This is a genomic window from Streptomyces tendae (assembly GCF_014650435.1).
GTDB lineage: Bacteria > Actinomycetota > Actinomycetes > Streptomycetales > Streptomycetaceae > Streptomyces > Streptomyces tendae.
Genome location: NZ_BMUY01000008.1, coordinates 57,077 through 70,928, shown reverse-complemented (window position 1 = coordinate 70,928; position 13,852 = coordinate 57,077). Strand labels below are relative to the sequence as shown.

General features: G+C 73.4%; 16 protein-coding genes. 9 read left to right on the top strand and 7 right to left on the bottom strand.

Annotated features, from left to right (window positions below; translation table 11 throughout):
* Positions 1 to 366: 366 nt before the first annotated feature.
* Together IE258_RS21540 and IE258_RS21535 are read left to right on the top strand one after the other, a co-directional pair.
* Positions 367 to 561 carry a hypothetical protein gene (locus IE258_RS21540; protein ID WP_189745910.1) on the top strand — a complete coding sequence of 65 codons (195 nt, stop codon included), beginning with the start codon at positions 367 to 369 and terminating at the stop codon, positions 559 to 561.
* Positions 562 to 639: 78 nt separating this feature from the next.
* A complete protein-coding gene (locus IE258_RS21535; RefSeq protein WP_159328711.1) occupies positions 640 to 2,277 on the top strand; it encodes a DNA repair helicase XPB in 1,638 nt (545 codons plus the stop codon).
* 3 nt (positions 2,278 to 2,280) lie between these two features.
* Here the strand turns inward: IE258_RS21535 and IE258_RS21530 are convergent, their stop codons facing one another.
* Positions 2,281 to 2,466 carry a hypothetical protein gene (locus IE258_RS21530; RefSeq protein ID WP_030399360.1) on the bottom strand — a complete coding sequence of 62 codons (186 nt, stop codon included), beginning with the start codon at positions 2,464 to 2,466 and terminating at the stop codon, positions 2,281 to 2,283.
* Between the two features lie 302 nt (positions 2,467 to 2,768).
* Between IE258_RS21530 and IE258_RS21525 the strand changes: the two genes are divergently transcribed.
* Positions 2,769 to 4,814 carry a HelD family protein gene (locus IE258_RS21525; protein ID WP_189745908.1) on the top strand — a complete coding sequence of 682 codons (2,046 nt, stop codon included), beginning with the start codon at positions 2,769 to 2,771 and terminating at the stop codon, positions 4,812 to 4,814.
* A 159-nt stretch (positions 4,815 to 4,973) separates the two neighbouring features.
* Here the strand turns inward: IE258_RS21525 and IE258_RS21520 are convergent, their stop codons facing one another.
* From IE258_RS21520 to IE258_RS21510, 3 genes are all read right to left on the bottom strand, one after another.
* Positions 4,974 to 5,663: a copper homeostasis protein CutC gene (locus IE258_RS21520; protein WP_189745906.1), complete on the bottom strand. Its 690-nt coding sequence runs from the start codon at positions 5,661 to 5,663 to the stop codon at positions 4,974 to 4,976.
* Positions 5,664 to 5,747: 84 nt separating this feature from the next.
* A complete protein-coding gene (locus IE258_RS21515; RefSeq protein ID WP_189745904.1) occupies positions 5,748 to 6,431 on the bottom strand; it encodes a maleylpyruvate isomerase family mycothiol-dependent enzyme in 684 nt (227 codons plus the stop codon).
* Between the two features lie 9 nt (positions 6,432 to 6,440).
* A complete protein-coding gene (locus IE258_RS21510) occupies positions 6,441 to 7,100 on the bottom strand; it encodes a TetR/AcrR family transcriptional regulator (protein ID WP_189745902.1) in 660 nt (219 codons plus the stop codon).
* A gap of 98 nt (positions 7,101 to 7,198) precedes the next feature.
* On the opposite strand from IE258_RS21510, the gene IE258_RS21505 reads away from it, so the two are divergent.
* Both IE258_RS21505 and IE258_RS21500 read left to right on the top strand, forming a co-directional pair.
* Positions 7,199 to 7,903 (top strand): HD domain-containing protein, encoded by a 705-nt coding sequence (locus IE258_RS21505; RefSeq protein WP_189745900.1) that lies wholly within the window; start codon positions 7,199 to 7,201, stop codon positions 7,901 to 7,903.
* Positions 7,904 to 7,913: 10 nt separating this feature from the next.
* Entirely contained in the window at positions 7,914 to 9,029 is a 1,116-nt protein-coding gene (locus IE258_RS21500) for a GNAT family N-acetyltransferase (RefSeq protein WP_189745898.1), read from the top strand.
* Here the strand turns inward: IE258_RS21500 and IE258_RS21495 are convergent.
* The gene (locus tag IE258_RS21495; RefSeq protein WP_189745896.1) at positions 9,011 to 9,310 is read right to left on the bottom strand and encodes a DUF4031 domain-containing protein; all 300 of its coding nucleotides are present in this window, start codon (positions 9,308 to 9,310) and stop codon (positions 9,011 to 9,013) included. The genes IE258_RS21500 and IE258_RS21495 overlap by 19 nt on opposite strands.
* Before the next feature lie 10 nt (positions 9,311 to 9,320).
* On the bottom strand, positions 9,321 to 9,701 hold the full coding sequence (locus tag IE258_RS21490) for a DUF8819 family protein (RefSeq protein WP_030186269.1): 381 nt from the start codon (positions 9,699 to 9,701) through the stop codon (positions 9,321 to 9,323).
* A 55-nt stretch (positions 9,702 to 9,756) separates the two neighbouring features.
* Here IE258_RS21490 and IE258_RS21485 point away from each other — a divergent pair, with 55 nt between their 5' ends.
* The 4 genes from IE258_RS21485 to IE258_RS21470 all read left to right on the top strand — a co-directional run bounded on the left by IE258_RS21485 (position 9,757) and on the right by IE258_RS21470 (position 13,037).
* Entirely contained in the window at positions 9,757 to 10,746 is a 990-nt protein-coding gene (locus IE258_RS21485) for a MurR/RpiR family transcriptional regulator (protein WP_373309875.1), read from the top strand.
* A gap of 123 nt (positions 10,747 to 10,869) precedes the next feature.
* Positions 10,870 to 11,805, top strand: coding sequence for an N-acetylmuramic acid 6-phosphate etherase (gene murQ / locus IE258_RS21480; RefSeq protein ID WP_189745891.1), 936 nt, complete (start codon positions 10,870 to 10,872; stop codon positions 11,803 to 11,805).
* Positions 11,806 to 11,872: 67 nt separating this feature from the next.
* Positions 11,873 to 12,442, top strand: a complete 570-nt coding sequence (locus IE258_RS21475) for a hypothetical protein (protein WP_189745889.1) — start codon at positions 11,873 to 11,875, stop codon at positions 12,440 to 12,442.
* A gap of 1 nt (position 12,443) precedes the next feature.
* On the top strand, positions 12,444 to 13,037 hold the full coding sequence (locus tag IE258_RS21470; protein WP_189745887.1) for a TetR/AcrR family transcriptional regulator: 594 nt from the start codon (positions 12,444 to 12,446) through the stop codon (positions 13,035 to 13,037).
* A gap of 13 nt (positions 13,038 to 13,050) precedes the next feature.
* On the opposite strand, the gene IE258_RS21465 is transcribed toward IE258_RS21470, so the two are convergent.
* Positions 13,051 to 13,800, bottom strand: a complete 750-nt coding sequence (locus tag IE258_RS21465; protein WP_189745885.1) for an SDR family NAD(P)-dependent oxidoreductase — start codon at positions 13,798 to 13,800, stop codon at positions 13,051 to 13,053.
* Positions 13,801 to 13,852: the final 52 nt, after the last annotated feature.

Below are 13,852 nucleotides of genomic sequence, written 5' to 3'. Positions count from 1 at the left end.
TGTACGCGGTGGTTCATGCACGCCACGCCGGGTGATTCGCACCTGCGAGGGAGCTTTTTTCATAAACCGCATCGGGTCGCGGGCGGTCGGGCAGCCACCGGGTGCCCTGCAAACCAACCGAAAGGAAGAACCCGATGCGTACTGCCGTTCGCCGTGTCGCCACCGTCCTGACCTCCACCGCGGCACTGGTCGCGGCGTTCGCCGCCGAGGCCGCCGCCGTCGGCATCGACCTCGGTGGAGGCCTCACCCTCTGACCGTCCCGCTTCCGCATCCCTCCGGCGGGCCGGACCCCCAGCCCTTCCAGGCCCGGCCCGCCACCCCCGCCGAGACCTTCGCCGAGAACCGAGAACCCCGAAAGGTTCCCCCATGCACGGCAAGACCCCCGCCCCCGGTCCCGACCGGACCATCGACCGGACCACCGACCGGGCCACCGCCCGTTCCGCCGTCGCCGTCTCCGTCGCCGCCCTGATCACCGCCGCGGCGCTGTTCGGGGCACTGGCCCCCAAGGCCGCCGCGCTGGAGGGGCCGCTGATCAACAACATCAGCATCGCTCTCCAGTAGGCCCCGCGCCGCGATCAGGCACACTTGACGTTTGGCCGAGCCGTCGTCCGGCCGTACGCACGCGAAAGGGTGCCGCCCGTGAATGGTCCGCTGATCGTCCAGTCCGACAAGACCCTGCTCCTGGAAGTCGACCACGAGCAGGCCGCCGACTGCCGTCGGGCCATCGCGCCGTTCGCCGAACTGGAGCGGGCGCCGGAGCACATCCACACCTACCGGGTGACCCCGCTGGGCCTGTGGAACGCGCGGGCGGCGGGCCACGACGCCGAGCAGGTCGTGGACGCCCTCGTCGAGTACAGCCGCTACCCGGTGCCGCACGCGCTGCTGGTCGACATCGCCGAGACGATGGACCGCTACGGCCGCCTCACCCTCTCCAAGCACCCGGCACACGGTCTGGTCCTGACCACCACCGACCGGCCGGTCCTGGAGGAGGTGCTGAAGTCGAAGCGGATCGCGCCGCTGGTCGGCACCCGCATCGACGCCGACACGGTGGCCGTGCACCCCTCCGAGCGCGGGCAGATCAAGCAGACGCTGCTCAAGCTGGGCTGGCCCGCCGAGGACCTCGCCGGGTACGTCGACGGCGAGGCGCACCCGATCGAGCTGGCCGAGGACGGGTGGGCGCTGCGCCCGTACCAGAAGCAGGCGGTGGAGAACTTCTGGCACGGCGGCAGCGGCGTCGTCGTGCTCCCCTGCGGCGCGGGCAAGACGCTGGTCGGGGCGGGCGCGATGGCGCAGGCCAGGTCGACGACGCTGATCCTGGTCACCAACACCGTCTCCGCCCGGCAGTGGAAGCACGAGCTGGTCAAGCGCACCTCGCTGACCGAGGACGAGATCGGCGAGTACAGCGGCACCCGCAAGGAGATCCGGCCGGTCACCATCGCCACGTACCAGGTGCTGACCACCCGGCGGAAGGGCGTCTACCCGCACCTGGAGCTGTTCGACTCCCGGGACTGGGGGCTGATCGTCTACGACGAGGTGCACCTGCTGCCCGCGCCGGTCTTCAAGTTCACCGCCGACCTCCAGGCCCGGCGCCGCCTCGGTCTGACCGCCACCCTGGTGCGCGAGGACGGCCGCGAGTCGGACGTGTTCTCGCTGATCGGGCCCAAGCGGTTCGACGCGCCGTGGAAGGAGATCGAGGCGCAGGGCTACATCGCGCCCGCCGACTGCGTGGAGGTCCGGGTCAACCTGACCGACTCGGAGCGGCTCGCGTACGCCACCGCCGAGACGGAGGAGAAGTACCGCTTCTGCGCGACGACCGACACCAAGCGGAAGGTGACGGAGGCGATCGTGCGGCGGTTCGCCGGGCAGCAGATCCTCGTCATCGGCCAGTACATCGACCAGCTCGACGAGCTCGGCGAGCACCTGGGGGCACCGGTCATCAAGGGCGAGACGTCCAACGCCCAGCGGGAGAAACTCTTCGAGTCCTTCCGGCAGGGCGAGATCAGCGTGCTCGTCGTGTCGAAGGTCGCGAACTTCTCGATCGACCTGCCGGAGGCGACGGTCGCCATCCAGGTGTCGGGCACCTTCGGGTCCCGGCAGGAGGAGGCCCAGCGCCTGGGCCGGGTGCTGCGGCCGAAGGCCGACGGCCACCAGGCGCACTTCTACTCGGTCGTCGCCCGCGACACCCTCGACCAGGACTTCGCCGCCCACCGCCAGCGCTTCCTGGCGGAACAGGGCTACGCCTACCGGATCATGGACGCGGACGAGGTCCTCGGCTGACGTTCAGTGGCGGCGGACGCCGGCCTCCTCGCCGTACTCGCCGAGGATGACGACGTCGAAGGCTGCGCCCGCGAACACCCTGACGGCGCGCAGGGTGTCACCGAGCCGGTGCCGGTGGCTGCCGGCCACGGGCGTGGCACCGGACGCGCGGCCCGGTGCCGGGGCGGGGGAGATGGTTGCTGCGCTCATGTCTCCATGGTGCGACTGCCACCCCCCGCCCGGCATCGGTCTGCGGACCCAACCCTGGTCCGCCTCCGCTACGACCCTGGAGGGAGCGCATCCCCCAGAGCGGATGACGTGATCCCCTAGGGGTCGACCACGGGGCGGTCCCGGTACCGCGAAAAACGGTTGGCCCGCGCCACGTCCGCTCCCCTAGAATCTCCGCTCTTGCCCGCCTCCCCACGGAAGGCTGCCGTCCGGACGGAAACCGGACGGTTCGTCGCGCGCCGACAACGCGCCCACCACACCGCAGGTCATCCGGAGGCACCCCCTTGTCCACGCCCGGCCACGACGACCCCCTCTCCAAAGAGCGCTCCCACCTCGCCGCGTCCCGCTCCGCGCTGCGCGCCATGCGCGAGGACGTCGAGTCCCTCGACATCACCGACGTGACCGCGAACTGGGTCAACGCCGCCGTGCTGGAGGCGCAGATCGAGCAGCGCATCAAGGCGCTCGCCGACCTCAGTGAGACCCCGCTCTTCTTCGGCCGCCTCGACTACCTGCACGCCCCGGGCGCCGAGCAGGCCGAGGGCGGCGAGGGGGAGCGCTTCTACGTGGGGCGCCGGCACGTGCACGACGCGGACGGCGACCCGATGGTGATCGACTGGCGGGCGCCGGTCTCCCAGCCGTTCTACCGGGCGTCGAAGAAGGACCCCCAGGACGTCTCGCTGCGCCGCCGCTTCGGCTACACCGGCGGCGACCTGACCGCGTACGAGGACGAGCACCTGCTCGACCCGGCCGAGGCCGCGACCACCAGCAGGCTGCTCCAGCAGGAGATCGAGCGGCCCCGTGTCGGACCGATGCGGGACATCGTGGCGACGATCCAGCCCGAGCAGGACGAGATCGTGCGCGCCGGGCTGGCCGGCTCGGTCTGTGTGCAGGGCGGCCCCGGCACCGGAAAGACCGCCGTCGGCCTGCACCGGGTGGCCTACCTCCTGTACGCGCACCGCGAGCGCCTGGCCCGCACGGGCACGCTGGTCATCGGCCCGAACCGGTCCTTCCTGCACTACATCGAGCAGGTGCTGCCGGCCCTCGGCGAGCTGACGGTCCGCCAGGCCACCGTGGACGACCTGGTGGCCCACGTCGAGGTGCGCGGCACGGACGAGCCGGCCACGGCGGTGATCAAGGGCGACGCGCGGATGGCGGAAGTGCTGCGCCGGGCCCTGTACTCCCATGTCGTCCCGCCCGCCGAGGGCGTCGTCGTGGTGCGCGGCTCGCGCCGCTGGCGGGTGCCGGTGTACGAGCTGGAGGAGATCGTCCGCGAGCTGCTCGCCCGGGACATCCGCTACGGCGCCGCCCGCGAGGCGCTGCCGCAGCGGATCGCGCACGCGGTGCTGGTGCAGATGGAGCGGGCGGGCGAGGCGCCGGACGACCGGGTGCAGAACGCGGTGGCGCGCAACGCGGCCGTGAAGGCGCTGGTGAAGTCGGTCTGGCCGCAGGTCGACCCGGCCAAGCTGGTGCTGCGGCTGCTCACCGACGCGGACTTCCTCGCCGAGCACGCCGAGGGGGTCCTGACCGGGGACGAGCAGAAGGCGGTGCTGTGGGTGAAGCCGGCCCGCTCGGTGAAGTCCGCCAGGTGGTCGCCGGCCGACGCCGTGCTGATCGACGAGGCGACCGACCTGATCGAGCGCACCCATTCCCTCGGGCACGTGGTCCTCGACGAGGCGCAGGACCTGTCCCCGATGCAGTACCGCGCGGTGGGCCGGCGCTGCACCACCGGCTCGGCGACCGTCCTCGGCGACCTGGCGCAGGGCACCACGCCGTGGGCGACCCGGAGCTGGGAGGAGGCGCTGGGGCACCTGGGCAAGGGCGAGGCGGTGGTCGAGGAGCTGACCGCCGGTTTCCGTGTGCCGACGGACGTCATCGCGTACGCGTCCCGGCTGTTGCCGCACATCGCGCCGGGGCTTACGCCGGTGGCGTCGATCCGCGAGAACCCGGGCTTCTTCGACATCCGTACGGCCGACGCGGGCCCGGCCGACGTGGTGGCCGCGTGCCGTGAGCTGCTGGAGCGGGAGGGCTCGGTCGGTCTGATCGCCGCGGACGCGAGGGTGCCGGAGCTGGCGGCGGCCCTGGCGGCGGCCGGGATCGGCCACGTCGGGCCCGGCGAGGAGACCACACACGCCACCCGACTGACCCTGGTACCGGCCTCGCTGGCCAAGGGCCTGGAGTACGACTACGTGGTCCTGGACGAGCCGCAGGCCGTGGTCGACGGGGAGCCGGACGAACGGACGGGACTGCGCCGCCTGTACGTGGCCCTGACCCGAGCGGTCTCGGGCCTCGTCGTGACCCACGCAACGGGGCTACCGCCGCAACTGGCGTAGCTGCGGGCAGTCGCCCGCCGCCGCTGCGGGCAGTCGTGCCTCCCCCAGTGCCTGAACGGCCTGGGAGGTACCCCCAGGCGGCACGGGTGGGCGCAGCGGCAACCCGCCAACGCGGGCAAGTGACGCCTTCCTCCGCGAGCACCAGCGCAGGTGCACCGCTCAACCCCCCAGCACCCGGCGCCACTGAGAAACCGCGTCCGCCGACACCGCCCCCGCCCACCCGGCGGGCCGCGCCGCGCCGCCGATGTGGAACCCGTCGATCCCCGCGTCCAACAACCCCGGCACGTGGTCGAGCCGCAGCCCGCCGCCGACCAGCAGCTGCTGCTCGTACCCCGGCTCCCCCCGCCGCCGCGCCTCCGCGAGCAGCACGGTCAGGCCGTCGTCCACGCCCCCGGCCGCCCCGGCCGTCAGATACGTGTCCAGGCCGGGGAAGTCCGCGAGCTGCTTGCGCAGCGCGTCCCGGTTCGCGGCGCGGTCGATCGCGCGGTGGAAGGTCCACCGGCACCCGTCGAGCACCTCGGCGATCCGCTCCACCGCGCCGAGGTCCACGTCGCCCTCCGCGTCGAGGAACCCCAGTACGAACTGCGTGGCCCCGGCCTCCCGCATCTCGTCGGCGACGCGTGTCAGACGCTCGACGTCACCGGCGGCGAACCCGTCCGCGAGCCGGAGCATCACCCGTACGTCGATGTCGACGGCGGCACGGATCGCGGCGACGGTCGCGGCCGACGGGGTGAGTCCGTCGGCCGCCATGTCGGTGACCAGTTCGAGGCGATCCGCGCCTCCGGCCTGGGCGGCGACCGCGTCCTCGACGTCGAGGGCGATCACCTCCAGGACTGCACGCTTGCTCATGGGACCCCATTCGTCGGCCTGCTACAGGTCTAGTCCAATCCAAGACTACGCCCCAACGGCAGGCCCGGGTGCCCGCGCCGCCGCTCAGTCGCCGAAGATGTTCAGCTCCGCCGCCTCCACCCCGGCCAGCTCGTACGCCGCCGCGCCGTCCAGAGGGCGGCCCGCGTAGAGCCGCAGGAGGGTGGGGCCGTCGCCGATGTAGCGGCCCGGCGGCCGCTCACCGCTCGCCTCGCCGAGCTTCAGCGGCTCGTCGAGGTCGTCCAGGTCGGCGTGGAGCGGCAGGTGACCGCGCGCCCGGGTGATCGTGCCGAGCAGCGCAAGCGCCTCCGGCAACCCGCGCCCGGCGTACGCCCCCGGCTCGCCGAAGGTCACCCGTACGTCACCGGCGTGCACCCACTCGCCCAGTGCGACGGCGTCCAGCCTGCCGTCCGACCGGGCGATCACCGGGCCCGCCTCGGTCATGCCGCGTTCCAGTTCGTCGACGACCCGGGCGTTGCTCCAGTCGGCGCGTTCGGCGATGTCGCGGTCGTTGCACTCGGGCGAGAAGACGCCCTTCTCGAAGCGCCGCTCCACCACCCGGATCAGGGCGCTGGAGCAGTGCGCCAGCACGTCGCGCACCGTCCAGCCCGGACACGCGGCCACCGGCAGCGCGAAGTCCGCGTCCGCGCGGGAGCGCAACAGGGGCACCAGTTCGTCGCGTTCGAGGGTCAGCAGCCGGCCGGGCAGCTCGGGGTCGCGTACGTCGCGCAGGTCTGCGGGAGTCGTCATGGCTCCACGTTAGGGCCCGAGCAGGTCCTCCAGTTCGGCCGCGAAAAGAAGAGCGGGATCGAATCCCATGCCGGTGAACTGGCCGGCGAGTTCCAGGGACAGGACGCCGTGCAGCCGGGACCAGAAGGACAGGGCCCTGCGGAGGGCGGCGGGGGGCGCCGGACGGTCGCCCGCCCACCGCCGGTGGGTCTCCAGGTGGGTGTCGAACGCGCCGGCGGCGCCCTCCAGCGCCGGTCCGGGCGGCAGCGCTGCACAGGCGTCGACGATGACCGCCATGGTCTCGGCGGCGATCTCGGTGATGTCGTCGGGCGCCCGGTAGCCGGGGACGGGGGTGCCGAAGATGAGGAAGTAGCGCTGCGGGTCGTCCAGGGCCCAGGCGCGCAGGGCGTGCGCGAGACCGGTCAGGTCGGCACCGGCCCCGGCGGCCGCCCGGAAGGCGTCGGCCTGGCTGCGGTAGGCGTCCCGGATGAGTTCCGTGATCAGCTCGTCGCGGCCGTCGAAGTAGCGGTAGAGCGCGGGCCCACTCATGCCCATCCGCTTGGCGATCGCGTTGAGGGAGAGCGCGGAGGCGCCCGCCGTGGCGATCTGCTCCCACGCGTGTTCCTTGATCTCCGCGCGCACCTGGGTGCGATACCGCTCGCGCGGGGTGCTGGTACGCGCCTCCGGCATGGTCCGCCCGCCGCCTTTCGAGTCCGCCCGGCCACCCGCCGGGAACGCGAGCACTTCGGTTAGAAGTTATCACGAACATTATCTGGAAGAATGCGGCCATGGCCGACCTCGACGTCCTGCGCTCCCGCTTCGCCCGCGCCCTGGCGGGAGCCGCCGCCCACGGCCCGGCGCCCGACACGAGCGCCGCCGTCCCCGACACGCGCACCGCCGTCCCCGACTCCGCGCCGTACGCCGACGATCTGCTCGCCCGCTGGCAGGAGCCCCAGCGGCGCTACCACACGCTGGCGCACCTCACGGCGGTCCTGGACCACGTCGACGCACTGGCCCAGCACGCCGACGACGTGGACGTGGTGCGGCTCGCCGCGTGGTTCCACGACGCCGTCTACCGGCCTGACCGGTCCGAGAACGAGGAGCGCTCGGCCCGGCTCGCCGAGCGCGCCCTGCCCGAGGCCGGGGTGCCGGCGGCGCGGACCGCCGAGGTGGCCCGGTTGGTGCGGCTCACCGTGACGCACGCCCCGGCCGCCGACGACCGCGACGGGCAGGTGCTGTGCGACGCGGACCTGGCGATCCTGGCCTCGCCGCCGTCGGCGTACGCGGCGTACACGGCGGCCGTGCGCGAGGAGTACCACTTCGTGCCGAACGACGCCTTCCGCGAGGGCCGGGCCGCGATCCTGCGCCAACTCCTCGACCTGCCCAGCCTGTTCCACACCCCGCACGGACGGCGGGAGTGGGAGGCGACCGCCCGCCACAACCTCACCGGCGAGCTGGAAATGCTGTCGCTGCCGGACAGCCCCGGCCTCTAGCCTGCCCCGCATGCGAACACTGGGCGGGGAACAGGTGGAAGAGGCCGTCGCGGGTGCCGTCGCGCTGCTGCGCACGGCGACGGACCGGGACTGGCGCGCGACACGAGCCGGACGGCTCGACTGGGACTGCCGGTACACGGCGGAGCACGTCGCGAGCAATCTCATCGCCTACGCCGGCCAGCTCGCCGGACGCGCCACCGAGGCGTACGTGCCGTTCATGATCACCCTGGACGGCAGGGAAGACGGCTTGGACCCGGCCGACAACGAGGGCGTCCTCCAGGTCATCGAGACGACCGGCGCGCTGCTCGCCGCCGCCGTCCGCACCACCCCGCGCGAGGTCCGGGCCTTCCATCCGTTCCCCTTCCGCAGCACGGACCGCGAGGGCTTCGCCGCGATGGGGATCACCGAGGTGTTCCTGCACACGCACGACATCGCCGAAGGTCTCGGGCTGGCCTACGAACCGCCCGCCGAGCGGTGCGCGGACCTCCTCGCCCGGCTCTTCCCGCACGTGAGGCCCGACACCGACCCCTGGCGCACCCTGCTGTGGGCCACCGGCCGCGGCGACCTGCCCGGACGGGCCCCGGTCACCGAGTGGCGCTGGCGCAGCAACCTGGTGATCCCGGCCGAGCGGCTCACCCTCCAGGGCCTCACGCCCGCCGCCGCCACCGACCTCGCCGCGGGCGGCGACGGCGGCTTCGCTTGGGTCGACGGCGGGCCCTACCAGGGCACCCGGGACGCCGCCGGAATGCTGGTGAAGACGTACGAGACGGGGGTCCACCGCCCGGTGTGGGGGGTCTTCGTCCTCGTCCGGCGCGAGGACGGGCGCGCGGTCGGCGGCATCGGCTTCCACGGGGTGCCGGACGAGCAGGGCCGGGTGGAGATCGGCTACGACCTCGTCGAGGCGGCCCGGGGCAACGGCTACGCGACCGAGGGGCTGCGTGCGCTGTCCGACTGGGCGCTGGGCCGGGAGGCGGTGACCTCCGTGCGCGCGACGACCGAGCCGGAGAACACCGCGTCGCAGGCCGTCATCGCCCGCGCCGGGTTCGTCCGGATCACCGGGGACGGCGCGGAGGACGGCGGGGACGCCGAGGACGGCGGGCAGTTCGTCTACGAGCTGCGCCGCTGAGCACCCGGGGCGGCGGCGCGGGAGGCCCCCTTGCGGCGGCGCAGTCCCGCCCCGTGCAGCAGCCGCACCACCTCGCGGCTGCTGACCTCCAGCGCGCCGGCGGACACCGCGTCGGCGTACCGGTGGGCGGGCAGGTCGTAGTGGTCGCGTTCGAAGGCGCGCCGCGGCACGCCCAGGGCCTCGGCGAAGGCGTGCAGTTCGGCGTAGGAGGCGTCGCTGACCAGGTGGGACCAGAGACGGCCGTGGCCCGGCCAGGTCGGCGGGTCGATGTAGAGGGTCACCGGAGGGTCCTCACGAGGGGGCACCGCCGGTGGCCGCGCCCAGCGAGCCGACGGCCGCGACCTTCACGCCGGCCTTGCCGCACACCCAGTGCGGGTCGGGACCCAGCTCGGGCTCGACGTCCAGCGCGTGCGGGTCGCCGGAGCCGCACACCGGGCACAGCGGCCAGCGGCCGTACCGCTCCAGCAGCGCGTCCTGCACGTCCTGCGCGACCAGCCCGGCCACGAACTCCGCGCCCTCGGGCCACTGCTCGACCCACCAGCGCCGCTGCACGACGGACTCCTCGACCAGCGAGACCACGTCCGGTTCGGCGACCTCGCCCGCCACCAGGTCGGCGAGCACGAGGGCGCGTGCGGCATGCAGGGCCTGCTCCAGGGGGCTGATGGGGTTCATGCACCCATTGTGCGCACTCTTGACCCGCGGACCGAAACGAAAATATCTTTCATGAGTGACCGATGAAGTGAAGGAAACTTTCGTGAACGCTTCCGGGGGCCGCCGTGCCGCCGGCGGCGGGAGCGCACCACCCGCGCCGCCCGCACCGCCCGCGCCCGCCGCCCTCGCGGCCAAGGTCCGTACCCTGGCGCCGTCGATGACCCGGTCCATGCAGCGGGTCGCCGAGGCCGTCGCGGGCGACCCGGCCGGCTGCGCGGCCCTCACGGTCACCGGCCTGGCCGAGCTGACCGGCACCAGCGAGGCGACCGTCGTCCGCACCGCCCGGCTGCTCGGCTACCCCGGCTACCGGGACCTGCGCCTCGCCCTCGCCGGGCTGGCCGCCCAGCAGCAGTCCGGCCGCGCACCCGCCATCACGACGGACATCGCGGTCGACGACCCGATCGCCGACGTGGTCGCCAAGCTGGCCTACGACGAGCAGCAGACCCTCGCGGACACGGCCGCCGGACTGGACACCGTCCAGCTCGGCGCGGCCGTCGCCGCACTGGCCGCCGCCCGGCGCACCGACGTGTACGGCATCGGCGCCTCCAACCTGGTCGCCCAGGATCTCACCCAGAAGATGCTGCGCATAGGGCTCATAGCCCACGCGCCGGGCGACCCGCACCTCGCCGTCACCAACGCGGTGCAGTTGCAGGCGGGGGACGTGGCCGTGGCGATCACGCACTCCGGCTCGACCGGGGACGTCATCGAACCGCTGCGGGTCGCCTTCGAACGGGGCGCGACGACCATCGCCGTCACCGGCCGCCCCGACAGCTCCGTCACCCAGTACGCCGACCACGTGCTGACCACGTCCACCGCCCGGGAGAGCGAGCTGCGACCGGCGGCGATGTCGTCCCGGACCAGCCAGCTGCTGGTCGTGGACTGCCTGTTCGTGGGGGTGGCGCAGCGGATCTACGAGTCGGCCGCGCCGGCTCTGGCGGCGTCGTACGAGGCGTTGGCGCATCGGCACGGGGCGCTCCGCGGGGTCGCGGGGGACCGTAGGGCTTGAGCTGTGTGGGGCGCCGCGGGTCCGCTGTGGCTGGTCGCGCCCACGCGGCGGAGCCGCAGATCGAAACAGACCCGCGCCCCTGGGTTAGTACAGGCATCGCACGTTGAAAAGGGCCGCATTCTTATGACCTCCACCCCCCATCACCCCGATCTGCGTTCTCAGTTGGAGACGTTGGCCACTGAGGCGTTTCGGCCGGAGTTGGCTGAGATCGATCAGTTGCCGACGCTCGACATCACCCGCCTGATGAACGGCGAGGACGCCGCTGTGGCCGCCGCCGTGGCCGAGCGGCTGCCGGAGATCGCCGCCGCCATCGACGCCGTGGCCGCCCGGATGGCGCACGGCGGGCGGCTGGTCTACGCGGGCGCCGGTACGGCCGGACGGCTCGGCGTGCTGGACGCCTCCGAGTGCCCGCCGACCTTCAACACCTCCCCCGGGCAGGTCGTCGGCCTGATCGCGGGCGGCCCGGACGCCATGGTCACCTCCATCGAGGGCGCCGAGGACTCCCCCGAGCTGGCCCGTGCCGACCTGGAGGCCCTCGCCCTGACCGCCGACGACACGGTGGTCGGCGTCTCCGCCTCCGGGCGGACCCCGTACGCCGTCGGCGCCGTCGAGTACGCGCGCTCGCTCGGCGCCCTGACCGTCGGCCTCGCCTGCAACCGGGGCAGCGCCCTGGCCGCGGCCGCCGAGCACGGCATCGAGGTGGTCACCGGGCCCGAGCTGCTCACCGGCTCGACGCGGCTGAAGGCGGGCACCGCGCAGAAGCTGGTCCTGAACATGCTGTCGACGATCACGATGATCCGGCTCGGCAAGACGTACGGGAACCTGATGGTGGACGTCCGGGCCTCCAACGAGAAGCTGCGGGCCCGCTCGCGCCGCATCGTCGCGCTCGCCACCGGTGCCGCCGACGACGACATCGAGCGGGCCCTGACGGCGACCGACGGCGAGGTCAAGCACGCGATCCTGGTCCTGCTGGCCGACGTGGACGGCCCGACGGCCGCCCGGCTGCTCGCGGAGTCCGGCGGCCACCTTCGGGCGGCGATGGCGGCGGCGCTCGGCTGACCGCCGCACCTCCTCCGGTCCGCCCGCGGGCCCGGCGCCGTCCGCACCGTGTGCGATTCTGAGAAGCATGAACCACGCCCAGCTGACCGCCCTGGGCCGCGCCCTGCGCCTCCTCGGTGAGCACGGCGAGGCCCTGACCGCCGACACCCCGGAGGCCAAGCTGCACGAGGTCCGCGCGGACCTGAAGCGTGCGCTGGACCAGCTGGAGGAGAGCGTCACCACGGCGGCCCCCAGCACCCGCTGCCCGGAGCACCCGAACGGGCCGGTCGACAGCGCCGCCCCCGACCTGTGCCTGCTGTGCGAGACCCGCCGGCGCACGGCCCGCCGCGCCGAGTACAGCGGCGGACCGCTGCCGGCCCGGCCGGCGGAGCCGGTCCAGTCCCGGTACGGCGTCCGGGGCGACCGGCCGCAGCCCCAGCAGCGCTGGCTGCCCGAGCAGTGGACCGGTCAGGCGTGGCAGCTGTGCGGCACCCCGCGCCGCGACCGCCGCGAGGCCGAGCTGTACATCGCGGCCCAACTGCGCGGCCCGCACGCGGCGATGGCGTACCGGATCGTCCACGAGTTCACGGACTACGAGGTGCTGCGGGTGTGGGGCACGCCGGTACGGGTGGACATCGAGCCGATGGGCGGTCTGTGACGTGGTGAGACGGAACGACCAGCGCCGTGCGGCCCTCGTCGACGCGGCGATCGAGGTGCTGGCCGCGCAGGGTGCCCGGGGGCTGACCTTCCGGGCGGTGGACACGGAGGCGGCCGTCCCGCCCGGCACCGCGTCCAACTACTTCGCCAACCGGGACGACCTGCTCACCCAGGCGGGCGCCCGCGTCTACGAGCGGCTGCACCCCGGCGAGGCCGCCCTCGCGCGCCAGCGCACGGCCCCTCGCGACCGTGACACCTATGTACGGCTGATGCGCGAACTGGTCGACCGGGTCGCCGGGTTCCGCACCGGCTACCTCGCCCTGCTCGAACTGCGCCTGGAGGCCACCCGGCGCCCCGAGCTGCGCGCGGTGCTGACCGAACGCGTCCGCGAGGACGTCGCCGCCAACGTCGCCCACCACGAGGCATCCGGTCTCCCCGGCGACGCCATGGCCGTCAAGCTGCTCATGCTCGCCCTGAACTGGCTGATCGTCGAACGGCTCACGCTGCCGGACGTGTTCACCGAGGAGGAGCGGGACCGGTTGGTGACGGCGGCGGTCGACCGCATCGTCGCGCCGGACGGACCGGCCCGGGACTGATCCCGCCGCCGGGTCAGATCTGGTTCTCGCCGCCGTCGACGTACCAGTTGGCGCCGAGGACGAAGCTGCTCTGGTCCGAGGCCAGGAAGGCGACCACCGCGGCGACCTCCTCGGGGCGCCCCATCCGGCCGATCGCGGTGTCCCCGGCGAGTTTGGTGTGGACGGCGGGGGCGTTCGACTCGCCGAAGAGGTTGGTGATCCCGGGGGTGTCGACCGGGCCCGGGGAGATCGCGTTGACCCTGACGCCGCGGCCCTTGAGTTCGTTGGCCCAGCCCCGTGCGAAGGTCCGGACGGCGGCCTTGGAGGCGGCGTACAGACTGAACGCCTCGGCGCCGTTGTCGGCGGCGGTGGAGGCGTTGAGGATCACCGAGGCACCGTCGTTGAGCAGCGGCAGCGCCTTCTGCACGGTGAAGAGCGTGCCCCGCACGTTGACGCCGAAGATCTCCTCGAACCGCTCCTCGGTGATCTCCTCCAGCGGCACGAGCGAGGCGGTCGCCGCGTTGGCGAAGACCACGTCGAGCCCCCGGCCGCGGGCGCGGACCGCGTCGTAGAGCCGGTCCAGGTCGGCCGGGTCCGAGACGTCGCCGGCAATCGCCGTGACCCGCTCGGCGCCGATGATCTCCACGGCCTCGTCCAGCGCGGCCTTGCGCCGCCCGGTGATGAACACGTGCGCACCCTCGTCCGCCAGCCGCACCGCACTGGCCAGGCCGATCCCGGTGCCGCCGCCGGTGACGACGGCCGTCCTGCCTTCGAGCTGTCCCATGGTGAAAGACCTCCGCAAGGTTCCGCAAACTTCGGTACCGATCGGTACTGAA